Origin of the sequence: Aliinostoc sp. HNIBRCY26 (genome assembly GCF_050235535.1) — a bacterium.
Lineage (GTDB): Bacteria > Cyanobacteriota > Cyanobacteriia > Cyanobacteriales > Nostocaceae > Trichormus.
The window spans coordinates 4230002-4253135 of record NZ_CP189852.1 but is presented as its reverse complement, the minus strand read 5'-3'; the positions used below and the strand labels follow the sequence as shown (position 1 = coordinate 4253135).

The window sequence follows — 23134 nt, the reverse complement described above, 5'->3', positions numbered from 1 at the left end:
ACAGAGAACAGTTTGCAAAAGCATTACCATCAAGCTAGACAGTCCCGATAAAACTTATTTTATAAGTTTTGCATAAAAGAGCGACTAAGATTTTTACTCAACACCGGCTAAACGCCGCGCTACCGCTAACAGCACTCAGCACTCACATTACAAACCACTGTATTGCCGAATACAAACTAATATAAAGTTACATCTATATATAAAGTAGTAGAGATTTGACGCTACTGACAGAAGTCTAGCTTAGAGATTTTCGTTATCGTTAATGACAAGTTAATACGGCCATTTTTTTGGAATATTCTGAGCTACACCTTTCAATCACGGAAAATTCAAAATCTACTACTAAGGATAGAAGAATTTTACAATGAAAAAATATATAATTATAGGCTGACTTGTCAAAATAAGCAACTCCAAGAATCATTAAACAGTTTTCCGGAGAAAATATATAGTTAGTTTCAATTCAATAGTGATTTTTAATGGTTTAATGGTATTGCTGACTGTTTTGCGTTAAATACTCCAATTCTCTAAATCTCAGGATAAATGTAGATTTGCCGTTGATTTTAAATTTCACCACTGTGAACAATTTTAGATTTTAGAGAATGTAAGTTGGGATTGACTGCGCCCACAAAGTGACGCAGCTGGAATATTTTCAATTTATGATAGCGTACCGGACACAGTGCAACGAGTATTTTAGACTTGTTCACCCCAAAAGGAACGGGGCTTTAGCTTGCTGTTTCGATAGAACTATCAAAAACAATCCCATTATTCAACATATAAAATCTAAAATTTGGAATCCCAAATCAATGCTGCAATTAAGTAATAAAAATTTAAAGTGAATATAGAATTATTTATCCAACGAGCTGAAGCACTACACAAACAGTTAGCAGATTTATATCAAACTGCTAGCGTTCTACCTTGGATTCCACCAGATTTACTACCACAAGCCTTTAAGGAACTTTATAGTAATTCTAAAATGGTTCAGTTAGCAGCTGAACAACTTTATCAGCATAATGCAGAACTTTTACAAACCAGAAGTCTATTAGAAGCAGAAAGACTGCATTATTATGATTTATTTGAATTTGCACCAGATGCCTATTTTGTAACTAATGTTGAAGGTATTATTCAAGAAGCAAATCTAGCCACAGTTAAATTGCTAAATGTTTCTAAGCAGATGTTAATTGGGCAATCAATGCTTAACTTTATCTCTATTGAAGAACGAGACAATTTACGCCTTGAACTCAACCAGCTATTGCATTCTGATAGCAATAAAGAAATAATATTACGCGTCCAAGCAGGTAGAGATAAAGCTTTTGATGCTAGTTTGACAGTAACAGTAGTTCGTAACCAATCTGGTAAACCTATTGGGTTGCGATGGTTATTGCGTCACATGAATCAACATGAATCTAATAACCTAGCAGCAATTAACCATGACGAATTTTTGTGTCAGAATCGTCCTATTCATATATACAGTAAAGGTGAAGATATTCCCTTAAACCCTTTAGGCATTTTCTATGTTCGCCAAGGATTAGTCAAGTTAAATACCTTTTGCGAAACGGGAGAGGAAATTTTACTAGGATTAGCAACACCCAAAATGGTATTTGGCTCTAGTATGACATCTTTAGCTATTTACCAAGCTACAACTTTAACAGATGTAGAGTTAATATCGATTCATTTAAATGAATTATCTTTAAATTCCACACTTAGTCATATTATCTGCCCCAAAATCAATCAGAGATTAAAGCAAACAGAATCGCTCTTATTCCTTTCTGGTAAGCGAAAATTAGAAGATAGGCTAAATTATTTTTTACAATTTCTGAAACAAGAAGTTGGCGAACTTGTATCAGATGGATATCGTTTAAATATTCGCTTAACTCATGAAGATATCGCTAGTGCTTGCGGTACTACCAGAGTTACAATTACAAGATTAATCGGCAAATTACAACAACAAGGATTAATTAGTTTTGATTCAAAAAAACATATCATTGTAAGAAATTAGGGATTAAAAGGAAAAAGGAAAATAACGAGATTTTTTTACCATTACCCAGCCTGGTAAAAAGTAAAAAGGCAAAAGTATATTTCTAATTTTTTTTACTTTTGCCTTTTACCCTTTGCCTTAACCAACAATGTAAGGTGAGTTAATTGCCGCTACACGACGAGCATCAACTAGAGTTTGATAGACTATTGCAGCTACCTCGGCGCGTGTTGCGTCGCGGGTAGGATTGAGTATTTTAGTATTGGGATAATTGACGATAATTTTCTTTTCAATGGCTTTGGCTACCTGATTTTTACCATATTCAGGAATCTTAGCCTGATCATCGAATATTTTAATAGCGTTAGCAGCGTTAGTAGGTAGTCCTAATCCTAGTCCGTTAACTAAGGAGACTATCACTTGCACACGCTGAATATTCTGGTTTGGTTTGAAACTACCATCAGGATAACCAGAAAGAAATAGTCCTTGATATGCCTGTAAAATTACCTTGAACGCCCAAAAGTTTTCCGGTACATCTTTAAATCTAACTACAGCCCGGTTTGGTGCTGGGTTGAATGCTTTCACTAACAATGCGGCGTATTGTGCGCGTGTCATCGTCGCGTCTGGTTTAAATGTACCGTCTGGGAAACCACTGATGATTCCCTGTTTAACTAATTCTCGAATAAATGGTGCTGCCCAATGATTTGCGATATCTTTTAAATCTACGGAAATTGGTGCGGGTGTTGGTGTTGGCTTTGGCGTTGGTGTTGGTGTCGGCGTTGGTGTTGGTGTTGGTGTCGGCGTTGGTGTTGGTGTTGGTGTCGGCGTTGGTGTTGGTGTCGGCGTTGGTGTTGGGGCTGGTATTGGTGTTGGAATAGGTTCTGGTTCTATTTCTATTTCTGGTTCTGGTACGGGTGTGGGTGTAGGAACAGGTATTGGGGTAGGTATTGGTATTGGTGTTGGTGTTGGTATTGGCGTTGGTGCTGGGGTTGGTGTTGGTACTGGGGTTGGTGTTGGCGTTGGTGCTGGAGTTGGTGTTGGCGTTGGTGTTGGTGCTGGGGTTGGCGTTACGACTTGAACATCTACAAACTCTATATTCCCCTTAACCTTGGTTTTATCTATCTGATTACCAACAGAAACTAACTTATTAGAACTAGCATTTTGGATCTCAAATTTAGCGTTATTGCGTACTGTATTACCGCCTGGAGTGTTGGTATTTCCCAAATCAGCCAGTGCATTGCCAATTAAAGTCAAACCGTCATCTGTATTATTTTCAATGAGGTTATTACGCAATACAGGACGACTACTACCAGAAACAACTATCCCAGAACGGTTTTCGTAAATTTTGTTATCTAAAAGTGTGGGTGATGCAGTGTCACTAACAGCTATACCAAAGCCTGTTTTAAAACAGGTATTCCCTTGGATTTTACCCTGAGAATTTTTAGCGATCGCCATACCATTGGCAGCATTTTCAGTAAATACACTACCAGTAATTGTGGGATTAGCATCACCTGTAGCAAATACACCTTCCCGTTTGCAATTGATAAAGGTACAGTTAGCAATGGTAGGGGTAGTTGATTCCGCCCAGACACCACTACCACGACTAGCGGGATTAGTAACAGTTACCCCACGTAATTCTGCACTATCTAACATCACAAAGGTGACATTTTGTCTCGCAAAAGTCCGGCTGAGGTAGTTACCGCTACCTTCTACCAAAATGTTACTCCCTTTGTTAGCTTCGTTTCCAATCACTTTGACACCGAAGGGAATTGTTAGGGGGAAAGTTTCACCATTCTCGGCTGAGTATTTTCCCTCTGCTAGTTGAATAGTAGTGTTAGGTGATGCAACTTTTAGGGCTTGAGTAATAGTTTTGAAGGGGGCTTGTTGAGTACCAGGGTTGGTATTGCTGCCTATAGCTGGATTTACGTAAAGATTTTGTAACATATTTATACTTTAGAAAAAATACATAGTCATACTAACGCTAACTGTAAAAATAGCTAGCGATCGCTAACATTTGCAACATTGACTACCAAATGATCGCGATGTATTCCAGAAATAGGGGTATGAGGCTAAAAATCCCTATGATTTCTCCCTTACACCGAATTGGGAGAGGTAGTATTGTTTCGAGATTCTGAAATAGCCTAAGAATCTAGGCTTTTAATCCAAAATCCAAAATTGGTATTACACCCCTCCCCATTGCAACCTTTCCATTGATTCGCTAGGCTATTGTTATCCTGTATCTCGTTATTTCTTTGGCGTGCTATGGATTTTGACAGCAAAGCCACTACTCAAACTGCTACAGTCCGTAAACCGTTGGTGTTGTTGCGTGATACCGAAGCTTTACTACGTCGTCCTGCGATCGCCACACTTACACCTATTTTGCCACCAAAGCTGAGTAACACTTTACAAGTAGCCTCTACTTTAGCTGATGAATCTTTAGAGGAACTTGCAGAAATTGACTTAGAAACAATTAGTGACATTGAACTTCAACCAGTCAGAATTCGCGTAGGTTTAAGCTGTGTTGGGTTTAGCGCGTTGATGATTTTAGTGTTATTGCTTTATTCCAATACATTGCACCCAGAGATGAATCAGATTCAACAGGTTCATCAGTATTGGTATCAATACATCTGGTTTGTTTGCTTGGGTGTAACTGGAATGTTTGTTTTAGGTCGAGAAGCTATGCGTTCTCAACAATTCAAAGTTCAGAAATCCCTAAAACCTTAAATTGCAGTCTCTCAATAAAATGTAAGGGTTTAAATTCTCGTTACAAATTGTAATTGCTGTCTTCGTAGCACTTTGTGAAAACAAGCTACCCGTAGCGTCTCGTAGAGAAGCGGGACGTTAGTCTATTGCAAACTGCTTTAATTTTCATTAATTACATATCTTCATCAATTTTTTTCCAGATAAAAATTAATTTTTCATTAAAAACATCTATTCTACTGAAAAAATAAGGCAACATATATAAACTTTCCAAGAATCGGTGGTGTTCAAAACCCCGCACTTTTAAACAAGTCGGGGTTTTAATTTATCACTAAATATTTGTCAAAACTCTTTTACAATTTAATAAAATTGATCTAGGAATCCTACTTGATTTATGAAACATGATGCGTTTATTTTTCCACCAGATTCAAAAAAGTCTTTTTTAAAAAATTATGACCCCGCATATCATGATGGCTATCATGACAAAGCTGAATCTGTGCAGAAATTACATGAAAATATTCAAAAAATAGCAGCCTATCAAGATATTCTTTACGCTCAAAATACATACGCATTATTAGTTATCTTTCAAGCAATGGATGCTGCGGGTAAAGATAGCACTATTAAACACGTTATGTCTGGAGTAAACCCCCAAGGCTTCCAAGTGTTTAATTTTAAAGCACCCAGTGCAGAGGAATTAGACCACGATTATTTATGGCGAACTAGTAAATCGCTACCAGAACGGGGACGCATTGGGATATTTAACCGTTCATACTATGAAGAAGTATTAGTAGTGCGTGTTCACCCAGAACTTTTTTACAAACAACAATTACCTCAAACTCTGCACAGTAATCATATATGGAAACAACGTTTTGAGGAAATTAATAATTTTGAGAAATATTTAGTTAATAATGGTGTGATAGTTCTCAAATTCTTTCTCAACGTCTCTAAAAAAGAGCAGAAAAAACGTTTTCTAGAAAGAATTTCATTTCCCGAAAAGAATTGGAAATTTTCTGTTAATGACGTGCGGGAAAGAGCTTTTTGGGATGATTATATGCAAGCATATGAAGCGGTATTTCAAAACACTAGCACCGAATACGCCCCTTGGCATATTATCCCAGCAGACCGCAAATGGTTTACCCGCTTAGTAGTAGCTGATATCATCTGCAAAAAGCTAGAATCACTTAATCTAAAATACCCTACAGTCAGTACAGCACATCAACAAGAATTGATGCAAGCCAAGACTATTTTAGAACAAGAAGAAGAAATATAGTAGTGAATTAATAACAAGAAGAGAGTATCACAAAATTTTTGGTGACGAGTCTATCTAAAGGATGAAAACAAACTAAAATAAATAGGGTTTAATCTTTAGAGTCATCAAAAATTCTACACGATTTTTTGGTAGGTTTATAGTGGAGTGTAAGCATTTACCGCTTTAACTTCCAACTCCTTGATCAATAGCGAAGGAACAAGCTATGGATATTGCTGTCAAATACGATATTGAGGTTATCAAGGATGAAGCACGACACCTCGTCTCTAAAGGACTTGTTAACCGTCAACAGCCAATTTATACGCTAAGTAAATATATTACAGAACGTGATTGGCCATTCTTTGAGCTAGAGTTAGAAAAAAATGAATTTTTGCTCAGAGATAGAATTATTGACTTGTTAAGTCATGAAAAATGGGAAGAAGACTAAAGCGACAATTAAACTTTTATTCCCATGAGTTAACATTTTTGATAAATTCAAATCTCAAAATTAACAATAAATTAAAGCCCTCAAATTCCTTTGAGGGCTAAGTTATAGGGATTGGGGATTGGGGATTAGGGATTAGGGATTGGGAAAAAGAGACAAGGTAGACAAGGTAGAATCTTCTAACTAATTAATATTGGCTGTTGACTTTTGACTGTTGACTTTTGACTAATGACTAATGACTAATGACTGATTATCAGTTGCAACAGCTTCTTTCGTCTCAAAAGTAGAAGATAGTTTACTAACAATCAACTCAACAAAAGAACCTGTATTTTCCTTCTGAAATACTGGCATATCTTGCCAGCAGTGGCGACAAAACCAATGAACTTCAGAACCACGGATATGTGGTAATAGTAAATCCGAGCAACAAGGACAGCTAATCATAACTGTAAATCCTTTTATTAAATTGTTATTGATTGATAATGAACGTAAAGTGAAGGAATAGAGCCTTTCATAAAATAAGTATTTCTATCTAGAAGATAATGAGCAAATCTGAGGTTTGTGTGAGGAAAAATATAATCATTAACACTTTGTAACTTTTGTACATTAAATTTGAAGTGTTCAATCATTGTGATTGGGGATTGGGGATTGGGGAGACAAGGTAGACAAGGTAGACAAGGTAGAGTGTTTACCTAATGACTAATGACTAATGACTAATGACTATTGACTATTGACTATTAACCAATATCCTCACAAGATCCTCAAATTATCTCCCTATAAACATAGGTGTAAGACTTAAGAGTTATTGATGTAAATACTCCTTTCTCTTAAGTATCTGTGTAGGGTGTTAGGAATATCAAACATGGTAAATATACTGCTAAATCCTCCTACGGCTGATTCATCTCCTAGAGAACAAGCTTTAGTATTACCTTTCAATCAAGTGGGTATTGCAGATATCCCTCTGGTGGGGGGAAAAAACGCCTCTTTGGGGGAAATGATTCAGCAACTTAGACGCAAAGGTGTAAAAGTTCCCACTGGATTTGCTACAACTGCTTATGCTTATAGATATTTCATTTCTGCGGCTGGGTTAGAAGCTAAACTCAGAGAGATTTTTGCAGATTTAGATGTTGAGGATGTTAATAATCTACGCCAATGCGGGAAACAAGCAAGATTGTTGATGCTGCAAACCCCATTTCCGCAAGATTTACAGGATGCGATCGCAGCAGCTTACAATAATCTCTGCCAAGAGTATGGTGCAGATACTGATGTGGCTGTCCGTTCTAGTGCGACGGCTGAAGATTTACCGGATGCTAGCTTTGCCGGTCAGCAAGAAACCTATTTAAATGTCCACGGCTTGCAAGCTGTTCTGGAATCGTGTCATAAGTGCTTTGCTTCTATCTTTACTGACCGTGCTATTTCCTACCGTCAAATTAAAGGTTTTGACCACTTTAATATTGCCTTGTCGGTTGGTGTCCAAAAAATGGTGCGTTCTGACTTGGCTGCTTCTGGTGTAATGTTCTCCATCGATACAGAAACAGGTTTTAAAGATGCAGCTTTAATTACCGCCGCCTATGGACTAGGTGAAAACGTCGTCCAAGGTGCGGTGAACCCCGACGAATATTTAGTTTTTAAACCAACTCTACAACAGGGATACCGTTCTATTATTCAAAAACGCCTGGGTACAAAAGAAATTAAAATGATCTATGATCTAGGCGGTTCAAAATTAACCAAAAATGTCTCTGTTGCACCTTCAGAGCGCAATATTTTCGCCCTAAATGACGAAGAAATATTACAACTAGCTAACTGGGCTTGCATTATTGAGGAACACTATTCCCAAGTACGTGGTGTCTATACACCAATGGATATTGAATGGGCTAAAGACGGCTTGACTGAGGAATTATTCATTGTGCAAGCCCGTCCTGAAACAGTGCAGTCTCAGAAAACCAAGAACGTACTGCGTAATTATCGCCTGCAAGGGAAACCAGAAGAACAACCAAAACCCGTGGTAATTGGTCGTAGTGTCGGGGAAATGATTGGACAAGGTAAAGCCAGAGTGATTCTCGATGTCCATCAAATTGGTCAGTTCCAAGCTGGGGAAGTGTTGGTAACAAACCGCACTGACCCAGATTGGGAACCCATTATGAAACGCGCTAGTGCAATTGTCACTAACTCCGGTGGTAGAACTTGTCACGCTGCGATCATTGCTAGAGAATTAGGGATTCCGGCGATCGTGGGTTGTGGAAACGCCACTACTGTAATTAAAACTGGGCAAGAAATCACTGTTAGCTGTGCTGAAGGTGAAACAGGTAAAGTCTATCCTGGGTTGTTACCTTACGAAATTCAAGAAATTCCTCTAGAAAAATTACCCCGCACCCATACCCAAATTATGATGAATTTGGGTAATCCCGAAGAAGCCTTTGGTTTAACTAACATTCCTAACGATGGTGTGGGATTAGCGCGGATGGAATTTATCATTAACAACCACATCAAAGCCCATCCCCTAGCCTTGATTCATTTTGATGAGTTAGAAGATGAACTCGCGAAATATAAAATCGCGGAGTTAACGTCCCAGTACGAAGATAAAACCCAATTTTTCGTTGATCAACTCGCTCAAGGGATTGCTACCATCGCCGCCGCTTTCTATCCCAAGCCTGTAATTGTGCGTCTCTCTGACTTCAAGAGTAATGAATACGCCAATTTGTTGGGTGGTAGACAATTTGAACCCATAGAAGAAAACCCGATGATTGGCTGGCGTGGTGCTTCTCGTTATTATGATCCTCGTTACCGCGAAGGTTTTGCCCTCGAATGTCAAGCCATGAAGCGGGTACGGGATGAAATGGGTTTAACCAACGTCATTTTAATGATTCCCTTCTGTCGTACCCCCAACGAAGGACGCAGGGTGTTAGCGGAAATGGAAAAACATGGCTTAGTGCGGGGAGAAAACGGCTTGCAAGTCTATGTTATGTGTGAGTTACCCAGTAATGTGCAGTTAGCCGACGAATTTGCTCAAGTTTTTGATGGTTTTTCTATCGGTTCTAATGACCTCACACAATTGACATTAGGGCTAGATAGAGATTCCGAATTAGTCGCCCATTTATTTGATGAACGTGACGAAGCAGTGAAGCGAATGATAGCCAAAGCGATCGCCACTGTCAAAGAATACGGACGCAAAATCGGTATCTGCGGTCAAGCACCCAGCGATTACCCAGAATTTGCCAGGTTCTTAGTAGAATTAGGCATTGATTCTATTAGTCTCAACCCTGATTCTGTCCTCAAGACAATGTTAGAAATTGCTGCCGCAGAGGAAGGGTAAGGGGGCAGGGGGAGTAATGAGTAATGAGTAATGAGTAATGAGTAATGAGTAATGAGTGCTGAGTGCTGAGTGTTGACTGTTGACTATTGACCAAGGACTTTCAACTATGTTCAAAAAAATCTTAGTCGCACTGAATAATAATGAAATGGGTGAACAGGTTTTTGAACACGCCTTGACCTTAGCTATCACTAACAATGCTGAATTATTGTTGTTACACGTTATCTCGCCTTTTGATGATGATTATCTCAATGCTTCAGTAATGGAAACACAAAGCACCTACGGTACTTCTCAAACTCATGGTGTGGAATATTATGTGGGGCAATGGAAACATTTACAACAACAAGGAATAGATTTTTTAACACTACTAAATAATCAAGTGATCGCTAAAGGTATAACCTCTGATTTCACTCAGGAATTAGGCGAACCAAGCCGCATTATTTGTGAAGTTGCCAGAAATTCTCAGGCTGATTTAATTGTTTTAGGTCGTCGGGGATTGAGTGGATTGAGTGAATTCTTTTTGGGTAGTGTCAGCAATTATGTATTACATCATGCTTCCTGTTCTGTGTTAACAGTCCAAGGAAAAATTCCTGTGAATACAAATCATCTGTCCGGCATTTGTACATAGTTACCAATGCCATCAACTCTTATAAATAGGTATCACTGTATGTCATCTAGTCATTTATCGCAGCCATATTTAGCAGCAGAGTTATCTAATCCACAAACTTTGCTAGCTACTTTACGTCAACTGCGGGAATCAGTCTATCAAGAGGGGCAAGAAATTTTTCAAAAATGGCGATCGCAGATTCATCGACCAGCTTTTATTGATAGTAGTATCAACCTTTCTTACTATTTAGCGTTGCGGCGACATGATTTAAGACCCTTACAAGCGGCCTTAATGCCTTGGGGTTTGTCTTCTTTGGGAAGAATAGAAGCGAGGGTGATGCCTAATTTAGATGCCGTGATTGCTACTTTAGCAGCAGTTTGTCATGAAACATCTTATAGTCATCCCCCCATAGAAGCGTTTTTTGAAGGCGATCGCTTGTTGAAACACAATACCGAAGAGTTATTCGGCAAAACCCTCAACCATCGCCGAGTCAGAATCATGGTGACGTTGCCTACAGAAGCCGCCGGCAGTTATGAGTTAGTGCGGGATCTCATCCATCAAGGCACAAATTGTGTGCGGATTAACTGCGCCCATGATATTCCGAAAGAATGGTTAGCCATGATTACTCATGTGCGCCTAGCACAAGCAGAAATGGGTCGTTCTTGCCAAGTCATGATGGATTTAAGTGGCCCTAAAATCCGCATTGGATGTGCAGTTGCACCCGAAGCTAAACAACGCATATATCGCGGTGAATCTTTATTATTAACCCGCGATTTACCCACTACCATCAGTTCAACTTGCTTTCAAGCCAACTGCACCTTACCAGAAGTCTTAGATAGCTTGGAAATTGGTGCTGAAGTCTGGATTGATGATGGTCATATAGGTGCGGTGGTGGAAGCGATCGCACCGGAGGGTGTATGGTTGCGAATTACCCACACTCGCCCCAAAGGCGAAAAACTCCACCCCGATAAAGGGATTAACTTTCCTTACACAGATTTAAATCTTAGTCCATTAACTGATAAAGATAGACAAGATTTAGATTTTATTGCTGCTCACGCCGATAATATTGATATTATCGGCTATTCTTTTGTTCAAAAACCAGCAGATATCGAGGTTTTACAACAAGAACTAGCAGACAGAATACCCAATCCAGAGCAAATTCCGGCGATCGTTGCCAAGATAGAAACACCCCTAGCGGTTACTAACCTACCAGAATTAATCGTACAGGCAGCCGGCAAACAACCCTTCGGTATTATGATTGCCAGAGGAGACTTAGCTGTAGAAATCGGCTACCAACGCCTTGCAGAAATTCAAGAAGAAATTCTTTGGTTGTGTGAAGCTGCCCATGTCCCAGTGATTTGGGCTACCCAAGTGTTAGAAAACCTTGTGAAAAATGGTATGCCATCACGGGCAGAAATGACCGATGCGGCAATGGCAGAACGAGCAGAATGTGTGATGCTCAATAAAGGTGCATATATCGTTGAAGCAGTGGGAATTTTAGACGACGTATTAACCAGAATGCAAACCCATCAACTCAAGAAAACTCCACAGTTGCGCGCTTTACATTCTTGGTAATTTGTAGGGAACAGGGAACAGGGCGGAGGAGGCAAGGTAGACAAGGTAGAAAAGGTAGATTTTCCCAGTCCCCAATCCCCAGTCCCCATTCCCCATTCCCATCCTTAACATCCTTCACAGTTAATTTGCACTACACAATTTCTGCCTTTTGCCTTTGCACTATAGAGTCCTCGGTCGGCGGTAGCAATTAAGATGGCTGGAGATGAATCTGGTTGAGGAATGATGGTTGCTACTCCCAGACTGAGGGTGATGAATTGATGAACGTGGGATTGTGAATGTCGCAATTGCAAGGAACTAACATTAGCTTGAATCTTTTGGGCAATAGCGATCGCACTTTGGGCTGTTGTATTTGGTAGGATCACAGCAAATTCTTCTCCGCCGTATCTAGCCACCAAATCAGCCGGACTGACGGCTTGTGAGATGGCTATGGCAACTTGTCTAAGAACATCATCACCGGCTAGATGTCCATAGGTATCGTTATACAGCTTAAAACAGTCAACATCACACAAAATTAAAGATAATGAAGCTTGTTCTTTTGCTAATTTTTGCCATGCGGCGTTGAGTGTATCATCGAAGCAACGACGATTTGCTACTTGCGTTAGCCCATCGGAAGCCGCTAGACGTTGTAATTCTTGGTTGGCTTGTTGTAATTTGTGGTAAAGTTCCGATTGATAAATGGCGATCGCTGCTTGAGTTGCTAGTTGATTAAATAGGTTAATTTCCGATTGTTGCCACTCTCTAGTGTGAGTACATTGATGAGCAATTAATAATCCCCACAAACGTTCTTTTTGCAAGATAGGTACAACTAAGTTGGCTTGAATTTGCATACTCTGGAGTAATTCTACATGACAAGGTGATAGTCCTGCTGTAACAATGTTTTCCACTGCGCGTGTATTTCCCTGTTGGTAGTAAGCCGCACGCGTTGATTGAAAACAGGTATCCATGACATGAAATCCTAAAAGCGAGTTACATCCTGGGGCTAAAGATTCCACAGCCACAAACCCACTCCAGTCCTCAACAAACTGATAGATAACTACCCTGTCTACCGCAAACAGCTGCCGCACCTCATCGGCAGTGGCTTGTAAAATATCATTGAGTTCTAATGATTGGCGAATACGTTGTGTGACAGATGCAACAATGCGTTCCGACTCACTTTGATGTTGCACAGATTGCTCAATTGGTTCTGATGATGCGGGTTTTGCATTTAAGTAAATTTCCTGAAATTGCGGTGTGTTGAGGATGGGCGTAGCGTGAGGTTGAGCGATTAAATAACCTTGAGCAAAGGTTGCACCTCTTTCTTTGAGCCAAGTTAATTCTTCAATACACTCAATGCCCTCAGCTACAGTCTGAATCTTTAATTGTTGAGCAATTTCTAGCAATTTCTCTGTGATTGAAGCTTTGTATAGGTCTTGATGCACTTCCCGAATCAAGCCCATATCTAATTTGATAAAGTCAGGGCGTAATTGATGCAGCAAGTTTAAACCAGAATAACCAGAACCCAAATCATCTAAAGCCACAGAAAATCCTGCATCACGATAGTATTTGAGGATGGATTTGAGATGATCTAAATCTTGAGGATTATCTGATTCTACAACTTCAAAGACAATTCGCTCATGGTCAATACCAGCTTCATCAATCGCCTCTACTGTAGAGCGTAAACAAAAAATTGGATCATAAAGTGCGGTTGGCGCGAAATTAATAAACAGGTGTCCTTCTACTTGATAATTGCTAAATTGATGAATAGCGTTGAGACGACCAAGGTGATCAATTTGAGGCAACAATCCCGATTCATGTGCTAACTCGAACATGGGAGTTGGCATGACTAAGTTACCTGCTTGATCTAACCCCCGTAACAGAGATTCATAACCATAAATCTTAGATGTATCTTGGATAGAAACGATTGGTTGGAAGTGACTCACAACTCTCTGCTGAGAAAGCATTTCTACTAGCCAATCTGACTGGCTAAATTTAATAAAGCGTTGTAATGAGGCGATATCACTAAAATCATGCAGTTGTGGTTGAACTGTACCCCGAATAAATAGGACTTGCGTTTCTTTTAACTCTCTAGGTGCGAGAAATTGAGCTAGATTACGAGCAATTTCTTGAGCTTGTCCAGGCTGACAATCTAAACTTAAACCAGGCCGCTCACTCATAGAGTCATACTTGAGAGCGAACTTATTTAAATATGCAGTAACTTTTGTCAAAGTATGCGGCATGGGAAACCAAAGGAAAAGCCTACCTGCTTCCGCAGTCTGGCAATGTTTAACATTGCGACAGGCACAAGTTTTGGAGATAGGACATTTCTGGCTCATAGATATTAATGTGATTAGTCTGACTTATTTTAGTGTTCCCAATAGTTTGGTTATGGAACAAAAAATTTTTCTCAAGATAGGTAAAGATTTAGTATTTATTTGTTATGTCAATTGTCTATAAAATGTATGTTTAATGTGAATTAGTGTGGCAAAACTTACGCACTACACCACATAAGTTTTCAGTAAGTCTACCTGTGACTGGATGAGCTATGTTTTGCGATCGCTTTCAAGCAAAAAATTGAGTTATGTTAATTTTCTTTATAAAGATTTAACTTGAATGAGATTGCCTTTTGTCAACTGTCTTGAGGTATAGACTAATATTCTTCCATCATAGCAATACCAACCAAGAAAGACAATCATCCTCACACTGCCGTATGATTTTCCTATCAGTCAGTTGCTCGAATCACTCAATTTCTAGGAATTTATACCAAGTAGTTCGATTTTGGTTGTGCAGTCTACAAATCAAGAAATATCACCCAAGCTAATATTCTGCTTAACTTACAGCACTGTTTTCAATTAGTTTAGGGTGGGCATTGCCGACCAAGTAAAAGTCAAAATTTGACCTACTGTCAAACAATACCCACCCTATCAGAAATGATCATTCCGCTACAGATGCAAAAGGTGTGTTAACTTGCAGCTAATTTACCCCAACCCACGTAAGGTAACTTAGCAGCAGCAGCCCGAATTTGTTCAGTATTGGCGACTAACTGACCGCAAGCATCCCAAGCACCGGAAACGAAGGTGGTTCTTGTCCCTTCACTCATGGTAATCGGGGCGATAAAGTCCCCTACTTGCACCTGTAAATTTTCCAAATCTACTGTTACAGCAGCTTGAGGATTAACAGTAACTAATTCTTGCAATTGTTTTACAGTGGCTGCATCAGCTATCAAACAAGGTACACCGATCGCCACACAATTACCAAAGAAAATCTCCGCAAAACTTTCGCCAATTAAGGCTTGAATTCCCCATTTAGATAGAGCCTGGGGTGCGTGTTCCCGTGATGAACCGCAGCCAAAATTACGGTTAACAATTAATATATTCGCGCCTTGATATTGGGGTTGATCAAAAGGATGTTGACCATTTAAAGCAGTGCGATCGTCAATAAAAGCGGCTTCACCCAAACCATCAAAGGTAATCGCCTTCAAAAACCGCGCGGGAATGATGCGGTCTGTGTCGATATCATCACCGACTAAAGGTATACCACGACCAGAAACTTGTTTAACTTCGCTTACCATATCAATTCAAAATTCAAAATTCAAAATTCAAAATTTGAGGATGGGGATTGGGGATAAAAGCAAAAGGTAAAAGTAAAAAGAAAGGAAAAGATTATTTTGCCTTTTTACTTTTTACTTTTTCTGCGACTGGGGATTGGGAATTGGATTTCAATCTAAAATCCAAAATCCAAAATCTAAAATTCTTTCCCCTAAACCCCTAAAAGTTCTCTGACATCAGCGACTTCGCCTTTAATCGCCGCCGTTGCTACCATTGCAGGACTCATTAACAATGTACGCCCAGAGGCTGAACCTTGACGGCCTTTAAAGTTGCGGTTGGAGGAAGAAGCACTGATTTGTCTCCCTTCTAACTTGTCGGGGTTCATGGCTAAACACATCGAACAACCAGGTTCACGCCATTCAAAACCAGCTTCTAGGAAGATTTTGTCTAATCCTTCGGCTTCGGCGGCTTGTTTAACTCTTTCTGAACCTGGAACGACAAAAGCTTTAATTCCCTCAGCTACACGGCGACCTCTGGCAATTTTGGCGGCTTCTCTCAAGTCGCTAATCCTACCATTGGTACAGCTACCAATAAAGCAGACATCAATTTTAGTTCCCTTAATTGGTTGACCGGGATATAAATCCATGTAGCGGTAGGCTTCTTCCGCAACAAAACGGTCTTCTTCAGCTAATTCTTCGGGTTTGGGGATAAATTGATCTACGCCAATACCTTGTCCGGGGGTAATTCCCCAAGTTACTGTCGGGGGAATATCTGCGGCGTTGAAGACAACAACGTCATCATATTCAGCATCCGCATCACTTTTAATCGATTCCCACCAAGCCACGGCTTGATCCCAGTCTGCACCTTGGGGGGCAAAGTCTCTACCTTTGAGATAATCATAGGTGACTTGATCAGGATTGACATAACCGCATCTTGCACCACCTTCAATGGCCATGTTGCAGACTGTCATTCTCTCTTCCATACTCATCTGCTCAAAGGTAGTACCGGCGTATTCATAGGCATAACCTACGCCACCTTTCACGCCCAAGGTGCGAATGATGTGTAAAATTACGTCTTTGGCGTAGACACCAGGGTTAAGTGTACCGTTTACTTCTATGCGGCGGACTTTGAGTTTAGATAATGCTAGAGTTTGGGAGGCGAGAACGTCGCGGACTTGACTTGTACCGATACCAAAAGCGATCGCACCAAACGCACCATGACTAGAGGTGTGACTATCTCCACAGGCGATGGTCATTCCTGGCTGGGTGAGTCCCAATTCTGGGGCGATAACGTGGACTATGCCTTGATTACCAGAGCCAATATTATAAAAAGTAATCCCATTTTCCTGACAGTTGTTTTCCAACGCCTGGATCATGTCTTCCGCCATGCGATCGCCAAAAGGACGGGCTTGATTATCTGTAGGTACAATATGATCTACTGTAGCGACAGTCCGGTTGGGCAATAAAACCTTTAGACCTCTTTCCCGTAACATCGCAAAGGCTTGGGGACTGGTAACTTCATGAATTAGGTGTAGTCCAATAAATAATTGTGTCAGACCCGAAGGAAGTTTACCGACGGTGTGTAAGTCCCAAACTTTATCAAACAGTGTTCCTTTGCTCATAGGTCAATGGTTATGTTACAAGTCAGTTAATCACGAGAAAATCTCACCATCAAGCGTGAAAGAGGGATTGGGGACTGGGGATTGGGGATTGGGGACTGGGATTGGGGACTGGGGACTGGGGACTGGGGACTGGGGACTGGAATTTGAAATTTGAAATTTTTACTCAGCACTCACTACTCAGCACTCACTACTCAGCACTCAGCACTCACCACTCATCACTCAGCACTCACCACTCAGCACTCACCACTCAGCACTCAGCACTTTCAAGCTAGAGTTTTTATAGTATCAAAAAAAGAGTGTGTAGGCTCTTGCAGTTGAAGGGAATTTCCACACCAAGCGTCGCGGAGGTATGTGGGGAGATAGATAGGGAGTTTTATTACTTTTTTACATAGAGCTATGTTAGGATTTTGGCAAAAAATCGCGATGTTATTACGTTTTATTGCCATTATTTCGGGACTAACTATCTCTACCATTTTCAGTATATTTGCAGAAGTTGAACTTACCCAAAGCCAAGTACCACAGTTGAGTAATTCAAAATCTCCTGCAAAAAAGTTGGAAATTGTCAAAAAGCGTGCTGATTTAATTCGTTTCAATGGTCAAAAAGTCAAACTCATTGGACGTTACACCTCAAAAGCTTGGAAACCAGACCCCAGATTTACGGGAATTCCTGATTTTCAAGGGATGTATATAAAGTCACAAATTGTGCTTGAGGACGGAACTCTAGTGAGTGTTTTTCCATCGTGGAATAAACAATCTTTGCGATCGCCTGATGAGGCAGAGGATTACAATCAAAAAAATGTTACAGCTATTGGGGTGGTCAAGTTTGCTGCTAAACCCTACCCTACTGCTCCTACCAGCGAATCTTTCATTAACTTGGTGCAACTCCGTCTACACCATCAAGAAAGCAAACTTTACTACCCTCATTCAGTAGTGCAGGAATTTGAGCAGTTATCTCATCATCCATCAGGAATATCACTCAATGCTTGGCAATTTATTCGTCAATCGGATATAGACACAGACGCAAAGCCACAGTTATGGGGTATAGCTCGTGAATATGAATTGAAAATGACAAACTCACAGGAGGATCAGCCAAATCTCCCCATTCACACCTTTAAACTAATGTTGGGACGCAATCTTCCCGCACCCGAACAACCATTGCGTAGACCTTTACCAAACGGGGAACAGTTCGCCTTTACTGAAGGTGGTATCCCCAATCATGTTGCAGCTTTGCGTTTAAGCTATGAAACTACACCAGAAAATTTGAAAACAACAGCAAATTGGTTGCAGACTTTTCAACCTACACTCCTGACCTTAGCGCAGAATTGCTTTGATGCAGATGAATCCGACATTTCATTTATAGAACAGCAAATTGCTCAAACTCTCAAAGACTCACAAACAAATGGTGCAGAGCAAAACCACCGTTATCAAACATCCCGCATAGGATTAGACGTTAACGCAGATGTTCCGCGTCAACATCTTAGTGCTTTGCTGTGGCGCAAAGACCAACCTGGAGAACGTAAAGGTTACTGTGACCTTGAACCTCGAAATGTCAAGTTTCCTTCTTGATTAAACGTTTAAATCACGCAACGCCAAACGAATTTGTTCTAAACGTCTGCGGTTGACACCCAAATCCGATTCTCCTACCCGTGAAGCAGAACGCATATGGATGACTGACTCATTGGGAGGGAAATAAAATTCCACATCATCGACAAATTTGAAGATGCGGCTTTTAGAAATTGCATAGATGTAATTTTCTTTGTCTTCTAAAATCTCTGTGCGGGGAACAACTGTGAGGACTTTCAGTAAGGTTTTACGTGCTGTATCACGGTCTACGTGATAAGCAATGGGATCAATGGCGTGTTTAGCATCACCATCTTGACTGACTACACAATTATCCGTCATCGGACAAGCACTCAGATGACCTAAATGAACTCCCAAGCCAGAAGAGTTAGCCCAAGTAGCCACAGGAAATAGGAGAATACTGCTCACGCTAAAGAAGATAACACAAGCAACATTCCACAATCTTCGCTGTGTACAAGCGGTTGACAAAAGACGAAACATAGCAAATTTACTCCTCAAACTAGAAATAACACTCCATTATTGTCCGTCACGTCGCTGCGCTCCGAATTCAAAACTCAAAATAAACCTATACTTTTCGTTTATGAGTAAACAATACAATGTTTATTGAGTAATTTTTATACAGATTGCGATTTCTGCACTTAATTAATAAAAGCGTAAAATTTATTACCAGTAATTCATAAGAGATAGCTAAAAAAATATCTTGTAAAAAAAATTTGCCTTTATTTAGGGACAAATTACAACTCCTTTGACACAATGGTACAGAAACTTACAGGTATCTAATATTTTTATGTACTCGTAAGCATAAGCCGCATGATTCAGTAATGCAAATATCACGTGTCTAATAACAAACACAGTATGAACACTCACAATCCTTTGCAGACGATAGAAACTAGTTACCATGCAGCTTTAGGGGCTATTAGTGAATTAACTACTCTCATTCAATCACCACACAAATTCACCAATTATTTGACTCAAGTTCAGCAAACACCTGTCCAACTGTTCCAAGATTTAGCAACAAAAGGCAAAAACATGGAACAAGATATGAATAGTTTTTGGAAAAATTACTTTTGTGACAGTGGTAATAAATCATCTTTCCCTAAATATATAGAACGAGCCGACGGACAAGCCTTTAACCAACCCTACGAAATCAAAGGTACAAAAATGTATGGCTTTGTCGTGGAAGGTTCAATGGCAAAACTGCAAGAGGTGTGTGATAAATATCTCAACGATCCCAACAACGGGGAAATCGAATATCGCCCCGCCATGAATTATCTAATCTTGACATTCAACAAAATAGACTCTTTAAGTTCCATCTATCCCCCCGACTATGAAAAAGGAACTGTCCATGAAGAAGAAGCCATCTTTTGGATGTTAACAGTGGTAGGTAAAAAAGTCGGCCCCTTGTTCATTGCCGAACGCCTAGCTTGGTTCATGCCTTATTTGTATGTGAATAATTCGCCAATTCTCGTGTCTGGAAGAGAAGTCTATGGCTTCTTTAAACAACTGGGTGTATTTCAGATTCCTGATTTAAATCAAGAACCAGATTCATTCACCGTAGACACCTTAGTATTTAAAGACTTTAGTCCTAATAGCCAATCAATAGATGCGCGCCTCTTGGAAGTGCGCCGCATCGGTACAGGAGAACAGCACCAAAACCTCAAAACATGGGATAACTTTACAGATGCAGCAAAGGCGATCGCTAATATACTATTCGAGAATAACGAAATAGTCCTCCCTGGTCTACAATTACCCTTCAATCTCCTCGAATATCTCATCGAAAAAATCGTCCCTCTTGTCACCCTCAAACAAATCCGCGACGTAGAAAACAGTAAAAAAGCCTGCTATCAAGCTCTCATTGAATCCCCCATGCAGTTACAAACTTTCTACGGCGGAAAACTCTTTGGATTCAACAACTTTGGCGACCAATTCCAACTCAAAATCAATAACTTCGCCAGTCAACCAGTCGTCCAAGACTTAGGTTTACACAAAGGTTATTCCCCAGGTAGCGAATCCATCAATATCCCCGTCAAACTCGGATTTGTCCTACATTTTGACTTCACCCTCAAAGACGGAAAAGCCGTCTGGCAAGCACAACAGAAATAGTGATGAGTGCTGAGTAATGAGTAATGAGTAATGAGTGCTGAGTAAAAATTCCAATCCCCAATCCCCAGTCCCCAATCCCCAGTCCCCAACAAAGGAAAAATAACTATGTCCAAAACCTTTCAACCAAAAAAGATTGCTATCTTAGGCGGTGGAATGGCATCCTTAACCACCGCCTACGAATTAACCAGTCAACCAGGATGGGAAAACCTCTACGACATTACTATCTATCAAACGGGTTGGCGTTTAGGGGGTAAATGTGCCACCGGACGCAATATCAAACCCCACACACCTAATTATGAGCCAGACTACCGCATCGAAGAACACGGACTGCACATTTTTTTTGGGTTCTACGAAAATGCCTTTCGTCTACTCAAACAATGTTACGACGAACTTGGCGGTAACGGGCCTTTCAGCACCATCGAAGACGCATTCAAACCCCACAATCTCATCGTTCTGGAAGAATATATCAACCACAAATGGGTCACTCTGCCTTTTGATTTTCCCACTAATTCTTTAGTCCCCTGGGAAGGTGGAGGAATATCTTCTCTTGGGGAACATATCTGCACGATTATTAAATTTGTTATTCAGACTTATGCACACATAGATGATTATCACCAATCCAAGTCGAGTAAAAGTTCTTCAAGCTTCTTGGCTAAACAAATGTTACTGGGCAAGGAGATTATAGAATTCTTATCAGATTCTAGCTTCTTACAAGTTCCTAGTCAGTTAATACAGTTATTTATTCAACAACCAAACCATTGGGGAGGATGGCTAGATAGCATCAAACAAAACATTGGCAATCTTTTACAAGACATAGACTTGACCTCTGAAACAGTCTTCTTAAAAATTGCTCACAACCTCATTCAATCACTACCCAAAAATCCTAAAACTCACAGATATGAACACCACAAACTAATTCTCAAACTAATAGACCGTTTTCAACAAATTATCCAACATCAAATAGATGCAAAAATTGCTTATCATCCTGATATCTCTTGGCGATTAACACTCATTGATCTAGCATTAGCCAACATTCGCGGTTTATTTGTTGACGAGATACTTCACTTTTCTTCCCTCAACAAATTAGATGAGTATCACTATGGAGACTGGCTTAAAAAACATGGAGCTAGAGAATCAAGCATCAAATCAACATTTATTCGTGTTTTATACGATTTAGTGTATGGATTTCCTGAAGGAAATACAAATCAACCACAACTAGCAGCCGGAACAGCTATCCGTATTCTTACTACTATCCTGTTCCGCTACAACGGTGCAATCATGTGGAAGATGCAATCAGGAATGGCGGATGTAGTGATTACTCCACTCTACGAAGTCTTAAAACGTCGCGGCGTGAAATTCCAATTCTTCCATGTCGTCAAACAATTGCATTTAGATGAAACCCAGCAAAGCATCGCCAGTATTACAGTATCTCGTCAAGTCAATCTCAAAAACCCAGAGCAAGAATATCAACCACTAATTAAAGTGAAAGATATTCTTTGCTGGCCTAGTGAACCGCTTTATCATCAAATTGTTGATGCAGAAGCTGAAAAACTCCAAGCAAAAGCTATTAACCTAGAGTCATATTGGACACCTTGGGAAAACGTAGAAGAAATCACCCTCAAACAAGGGAATGATTTTGATATTGTGCTGTTAGGAATTCCTCTAGCCGCCTTACCCTCAATTTGTAGTGAACTAGTCAACGCTAAGAAGAATCCAGTTCATCAAAAATGGTGTGATATGTTAACTCAAGTTAAAACAGTCACCACCCAAGGGGGACAGATTTGGCTTAAATCTACTTTATCCCAACTAGGATGGCAAAAATCTAGTCCAGTATTAGGAGCTTATGTTGAACCACTCGATGTCTATGCAGATATGAGTGAGTTGTTAGAACGAGAAAATTGGCCGGCAGAATATTACCCTTATAATTTGGCCTATTTTACTGGTGTCATTGCTGATCCTGGAATTCCTCCCCAAACAGAATATGATTTTCCTGCTCAAGTAAAAAAGAAGGTTGAGGAACAAGCAATGAATTTTCTCAACAATTATATCGGACATCTTTGGCCTGATGCTACCCAGCCTAAAAATCCTCAAGGTTTAAATTGGGACTTACTTATAGATTTTCAAAATCGTCAAGGAGTAGAACGTTTTCAAGCTCAATATTGGCGAGTCAACATCGATCCCTCAGAACGCTATGTACTTTCTGTTCCTGGTAGTACCAAATATCGTCTCAAAACTGATGAATCTGGGTTTAAAAACCTTTATTTAGCTGGTGATTGGATTAACAACGGTTACAATTCTGGTTGTGTAGAAGCTACAGTCATGTCTGCAATGCAAGCCACACGCGCCATTCTCCAACAATGCTTCCAAATTAAATACAGTAAAAAAATTATTGGCGAATGGGATGACTGGATTTAAATGTCAGTTAATGTGTCATTGACTGAAGTTTATTATTTGCCAAT

General features: G+C 40.0%; 18 protein-coding genes. 11 read left to right on the top strand and 7 right to left on the bottom strand.

Going from position 1 to position 23134, the window contains the following annotated elements; all coding sequences use genetic code 11:
* The first annotated feature begins 829 nt into the window (after window positions 1-829).
* Window positions 830-1993 (top strand): helix-turn-helix domain-containing protein, encoded by a 1164-nt coding sequence (locus ACQFX9_RS17985; protein ID WP_427157413.1) that lies wholly within the window; start codon window positions 830-832, stop codon window positions 1991-1993.
* A 117-nt stretch (window positions 1994-2110) separates the two neighbouring features.
* Here ACQFX9_RS17985 and ACQFX9_RS17980 read toward each other — a convergent pair whose 3' ends face one another.
* The gene (locus tag ACQFX9_RS17980) at window positions 2111-3910 is read right to left on the bottom strand and encodes a DUF1565 domain-containing protein (protein ID WP_427157412.1); all 1800 of its coding nucleotides are present in this window, start codon (window positions 3908-3910) and stop codon (window positions 2111-2113) included.
* Between the two features lie 318 nt (window positions 3911-4228).
* On the opposite strand from ACQFX9_RS17980, the gene ACQFX9_RS17975 reads away from it, so the two are divergent.
* The 3 genes from ACQFX9_RS17975 (at window position 4229) to ACQFX9_RS17965 (ending at window position 6360) form a co-directional block, all read left to right on the top strand.
* Window positions 4229-4690, top strand: a complete 462-nt coding sequence (locus tag ACQFX9_RS17975) for a hypothetical protein (RefSeq protein ID WP_427157410.1) — start codon at window positions 4229-4231, stop codon at window positions 4688-4690.
* A gap of 370 nt (window positions 4691-5060) precedes the next feature.
* Window positions 5061-5936, top strand: coding sequence for a polyphosphate kinase 2 family protein (locus ACQFX9_RS17970; protein WP_427157409.1), 876 nt, complete (start codon window positions 5061-5063; stop codon window positions 5934-5936).
* 202 nt (window positions 5937-6138) lie between these two features.
* On the top strand, window positions 6139-6360 hold the full coding sequence (locus tag ACQFX9_RS17965) for a DUF4327 family protein (RefSeq protein ID WP_427157408.1): 222 nt from the start codon (window positions 6139-6141) through the stop codon (window positions 6358-6360).
* 222 nt (window positions 6361-6582) lie between these two features.
* Here ACQFX9_RS17965 and ACQFX9_RS17960 read toward each other — a convergent pair whose 3' ends face one another.
* On the bottom strand, window positions 6583-6798 hold the full coding sequence (locus ACQFX9_RS17960; RefSeq protein ID WP_427157407.1) for a hypothetical protein: 216 nt from the start codon (window positions 6796-6798) through the stop codon (window positions 6583-6585).
* A gap of 418 nt (window positions 6799-7216) precedes the next feature.
* Here ACQFX9_RS17960 and ppsA point away from each other — a divergent pair, with 418 nt between their 5' ends.
* The 3 genes from ppsA (at window position 7217) to ACQFX9_RS17945 (ending at window position 11846) form a co-directional block, all read left to right on the top strand.
* Window positions 7217-9667 carry a phosphoenolpyruvate synthase gene (gene ppsA / locus ACQFX9_RS17955; RefSeq protein ID WP_427157405.1) on the top strand — a complete coding sequence of 817 codons (2451 nt, stop codon included), beginning with the start codon at window positions 7217-7219 and terminating at the stop codon, window positions 9665-9667.
* A 106-nt stretch (window positions 9668-9773) separates the two neighbouring features.
* Window positions 9774-10292, top strand: coding sequence for a universal stress protein (locus ACQFX9_RS17950; RefSeq protein WP_427157403.1), 519 nt, complete (start codon window positions 9774-9776; stop codon window positions 10290-10292).
* Between the two features lie 39 nt (window positions 10293-10331).
* Window positions 10332-11846 carry a pyruvate kinase gene (locus ACQFX9_RS17945; RefSeq protein WP_427157401.1) on the top strand — a complete coding sequence of 505 codons (1515 nt, stop codon included), beginning with the start codon at window positions 10332-10334 and terminating at the stop codon, window positions 11844-11846.
* Window positions 11847-11950: 104 nt separating this feature from the next.
* On the opposite strand, the gene ACQFX9_RS17940 is transcribed toward ACQFX9_RS17945, so the two are convergent.
* Window positions 11951-14158: an EAL domain-containing protein gene (locus ACQFX9_RS17940; protein ID WP_427157399.1), complete on the bottom strand. Its 2208-nt coding sequence runs from the start codon at window positions 14156-14158 to the stop codon at window positions 11951-11953.
* On the opposite strand from ACQFX9_RS17940, the gene ACQFX9_RS17935 reads away from it, so the two are divergent.
* Window positions 14061-14279: a hypothetical protein gene (locus ACQFX9_RS17935; protein WP_427163059.1), complete on the top strand. Its 219-nt coding sequence runs from the start codon at window positions 14061-14063 to the stop codon at window positions 14277-14279. The genes ACQFX9_RS17940 and ACQFX9_RS17935 overlap by 98 nt on opposite strands.
* A gap of 505 nt (window positions 14280-14784) precedes the next feature.
* Here ACQFX9_RS17935 and leuD read toward each other — a convergent pair.
* The 3 genes from leuD to ACQFX9_RS17920 all read right to left on the bottom strand — a co-directional run bounded on the left by leuD (window position 14785) and on the right by ACQFX9_RS17920 (window position 17161).
* The gene (gene leuD, locus ACQFX9_RS17930) at window positions 14785-15393 is read right to left on the bottom strand and encodes a 3-isopropylmalate dehydratase small subunit (RefSeq protein WP_427157397.1); all 609 of its coding nucleotides are present in this window, start codon (window positions 15391-15393) and stop codon (window positions 14785-14787) included.
* 188 nt (window positions 15394-15581) lie between these two features.
* Window positions 15582-16991: a 3-isopropylmalate dehydratase large subunit gene (gene leuC / locus ACQFX9_RS17925; RefSeq protein ID WP_427157396.1), complete on the bottom strand. Its 1410-nt coding sequence runs from the start codon at window positions 16989-16991 to the stop codon at window positions 15582-15584.
* A gap of 26 nt (window positions 16992-17017) precedes the next feature.
* Entirely contained in the window at window positions 17018-17161 is a 144-nt protein-coding gene (locus ACQFX9_RS17920) for a hypothetical protein (RefSeq protein ID WP_427157394.1), read from the bottom strand.
* A 226-nt stretch (window positions 17162-17387) separates the two neighbouring features.
* On the opposite strand from ACQFX9_RS17920, the gene ACQFX9_RS17915 reads away from it, so the two are divergent.
* Complete coding sequence (locus tag ACQFX9_RS17915; protein WP_427157393.1) at window positions 17388-18557, top strand: hypothetical protein; 1170 nt, start codon at window positions 17388-17390, stop codon at window positions 18555-18557.
* Here ACQFX9_RS17915 and ACQFX9_RS17910 read toward each other — a convergent pair whose 3' ends face one another.
* The gene (locus tag ACQFX9_RS17910) at window positions 18558-19052 is read right to left on the bottom strand and encodes a DUF1499 domain-containing protein (RefSeq protein WP_427157392.1); all 495 of its coding nucleotides are present in this window, start codon (window positions 19050-19052) and stop codon (window positions 18558-18560) included.
* A 375-nt stretch (window positions 19053-19427) separates the two neighbouring features.
* Between ACQFX9_RS17910 and ACQFX9_RS17905 the strand changes: the two genes are divergently transcribed.
* Together ACQFX9_RS17905 and ACQFX9_RS17900 are read left to right on the top strand one after the other, a co-directional pair.
* Window positions 19428-20675: a hypothetical protein gene (locus tag ACQFX9_RS17905; protein ID WP_427157391.1), complete on the top strand. Its 1248-nt coding sequence runs from the start codon at window positions 19428-19430 to the stop codon at window positions 20673-20675.
* A gap of 105 nt (window positions 20676-20780) precedes the next feature.
* Window positions 20781-23090, top strand: coding sequence for an NAD(P)-binding protein (locus ACQFX9_RS17900; protein ID WP_427157390.1), 2310 nt, complete (start codon window positions 20781-20783; stop codon window positions 23088-23090).
* Window positions 23091-23134: the final 44 nt, after the last annotated feature.

Bases quoted from the DNA above. Each gene is read 5' to 3' on its own strand.
- ACQFX9_RS17965 (WP_427157408.1), top strand. From the start codon at position 6,139: ATGGATATTGCTGTCAAATACGATATTGAGGTTATCAAGGATGAAGCA.
- ACQFX9_RS17945 (WP_427157401.1), top strand. From the start codon at position 10,332: ATGTCATCTAGTCATTTATCGCAGCCATATTTAGCAGCAGAGTTATCT.
- ACQFX9_RS17980 (WP_427157412.1), bottom strand. From the start codon at position 3,910: ATGTTACAAAATCTTTACGTAAATCCAGCTATAGGCAGCAATACCAAC.
- ACQFX9_RS17970 (WP_427157409.1), top strand. From the start codon at position 5,061: ATGAAACATGATGCGTTTATTTTTCCACCAGATTCAAAAAAGTCTTTT.
- ACQFX9_RS17950 (WP_427157403.1), top strand. From the start codon at position 9,774: ATGTTCAAAAAAATCTTAGTCGCACTGAATAATAATGAAATGGGTGAA.
- ACQFX9_RS17975 (WP_427157410.1), top strand. From the start codon at position 4,229: ATGGATTTTGACAGCAAAGCCACTACTCAAACTGCTACAGTCCGTAAA.
- ACQFX9_RS17940 (WP_427157399.1), bottom strand. From the start codon at position 14,158: ATGAGCCAGAAATGTCCTATCTCCAAAACTTGTGCCTGTCGCAATGTT.
- leuC (WP_427157396.1), bottom strand. From the start codon at position 16,991: ATGAGCAAAGGAACACTGTTTGATAAAGTTTGGGACTTACACACCGTC.
- ACQFX9_RS17915 (WP_427157393.1), top strand. From the start codon at position 17,388: ATGTTAGGATTTTGGCAAAAAATCGCGATGTTATTACGTTTTATTGCC.
- ACQFX9_RS17900 (WP_427157390.1), top strand. From the start codon at position 20,781: ATGTCCAAAACCTTTCAACCAAAAAAGATTGCTATCTTAGGCGGTGGA.
- ACQFX9_RS17935 (WP_427163059.1), top strand. From the start codon at position 14,061: ATGGGAAACCAAAGGAAAAGCCTACCTGCTTCCGCAGTCTGGCAATGT.
- ACQFX9_RS17960 (WP_427157407.1), bottom strand. From the start codon at position 6,798: ATGATTAGCTGTCCTTGTTGCTCGGATTTACTATTACCACATATCCGT.
- ACQFX9_RS17910 (WP_427157392.1), bottom strand. From the start codon at position 19,052: ATGTTTCGTCTTTTGTCAACCGCTTGTACACAGCGAAGATTGTGGAAT.
- ppsA (WP_427157405.1), top strand. From the start codon at position 7,217: ATGGTAAATATACTGCTAAATCCTCCTACGGCTGATTCATCTCCTAGA.
- leuD (WP_427157397.1), bottom strand. From the start codon at position 15,393: ATGGTAAGCGAAGTTAAACAAGTTTCTGGTCGTGGTATACCTTTAGTC.
- ACQFX9_RS17905 (WP_427157391.1), top strand. From the start codon at position 19,428: ATGAACACTCACAATCCTTTGCAGACGATAGAAACTAGTTACCATGCA.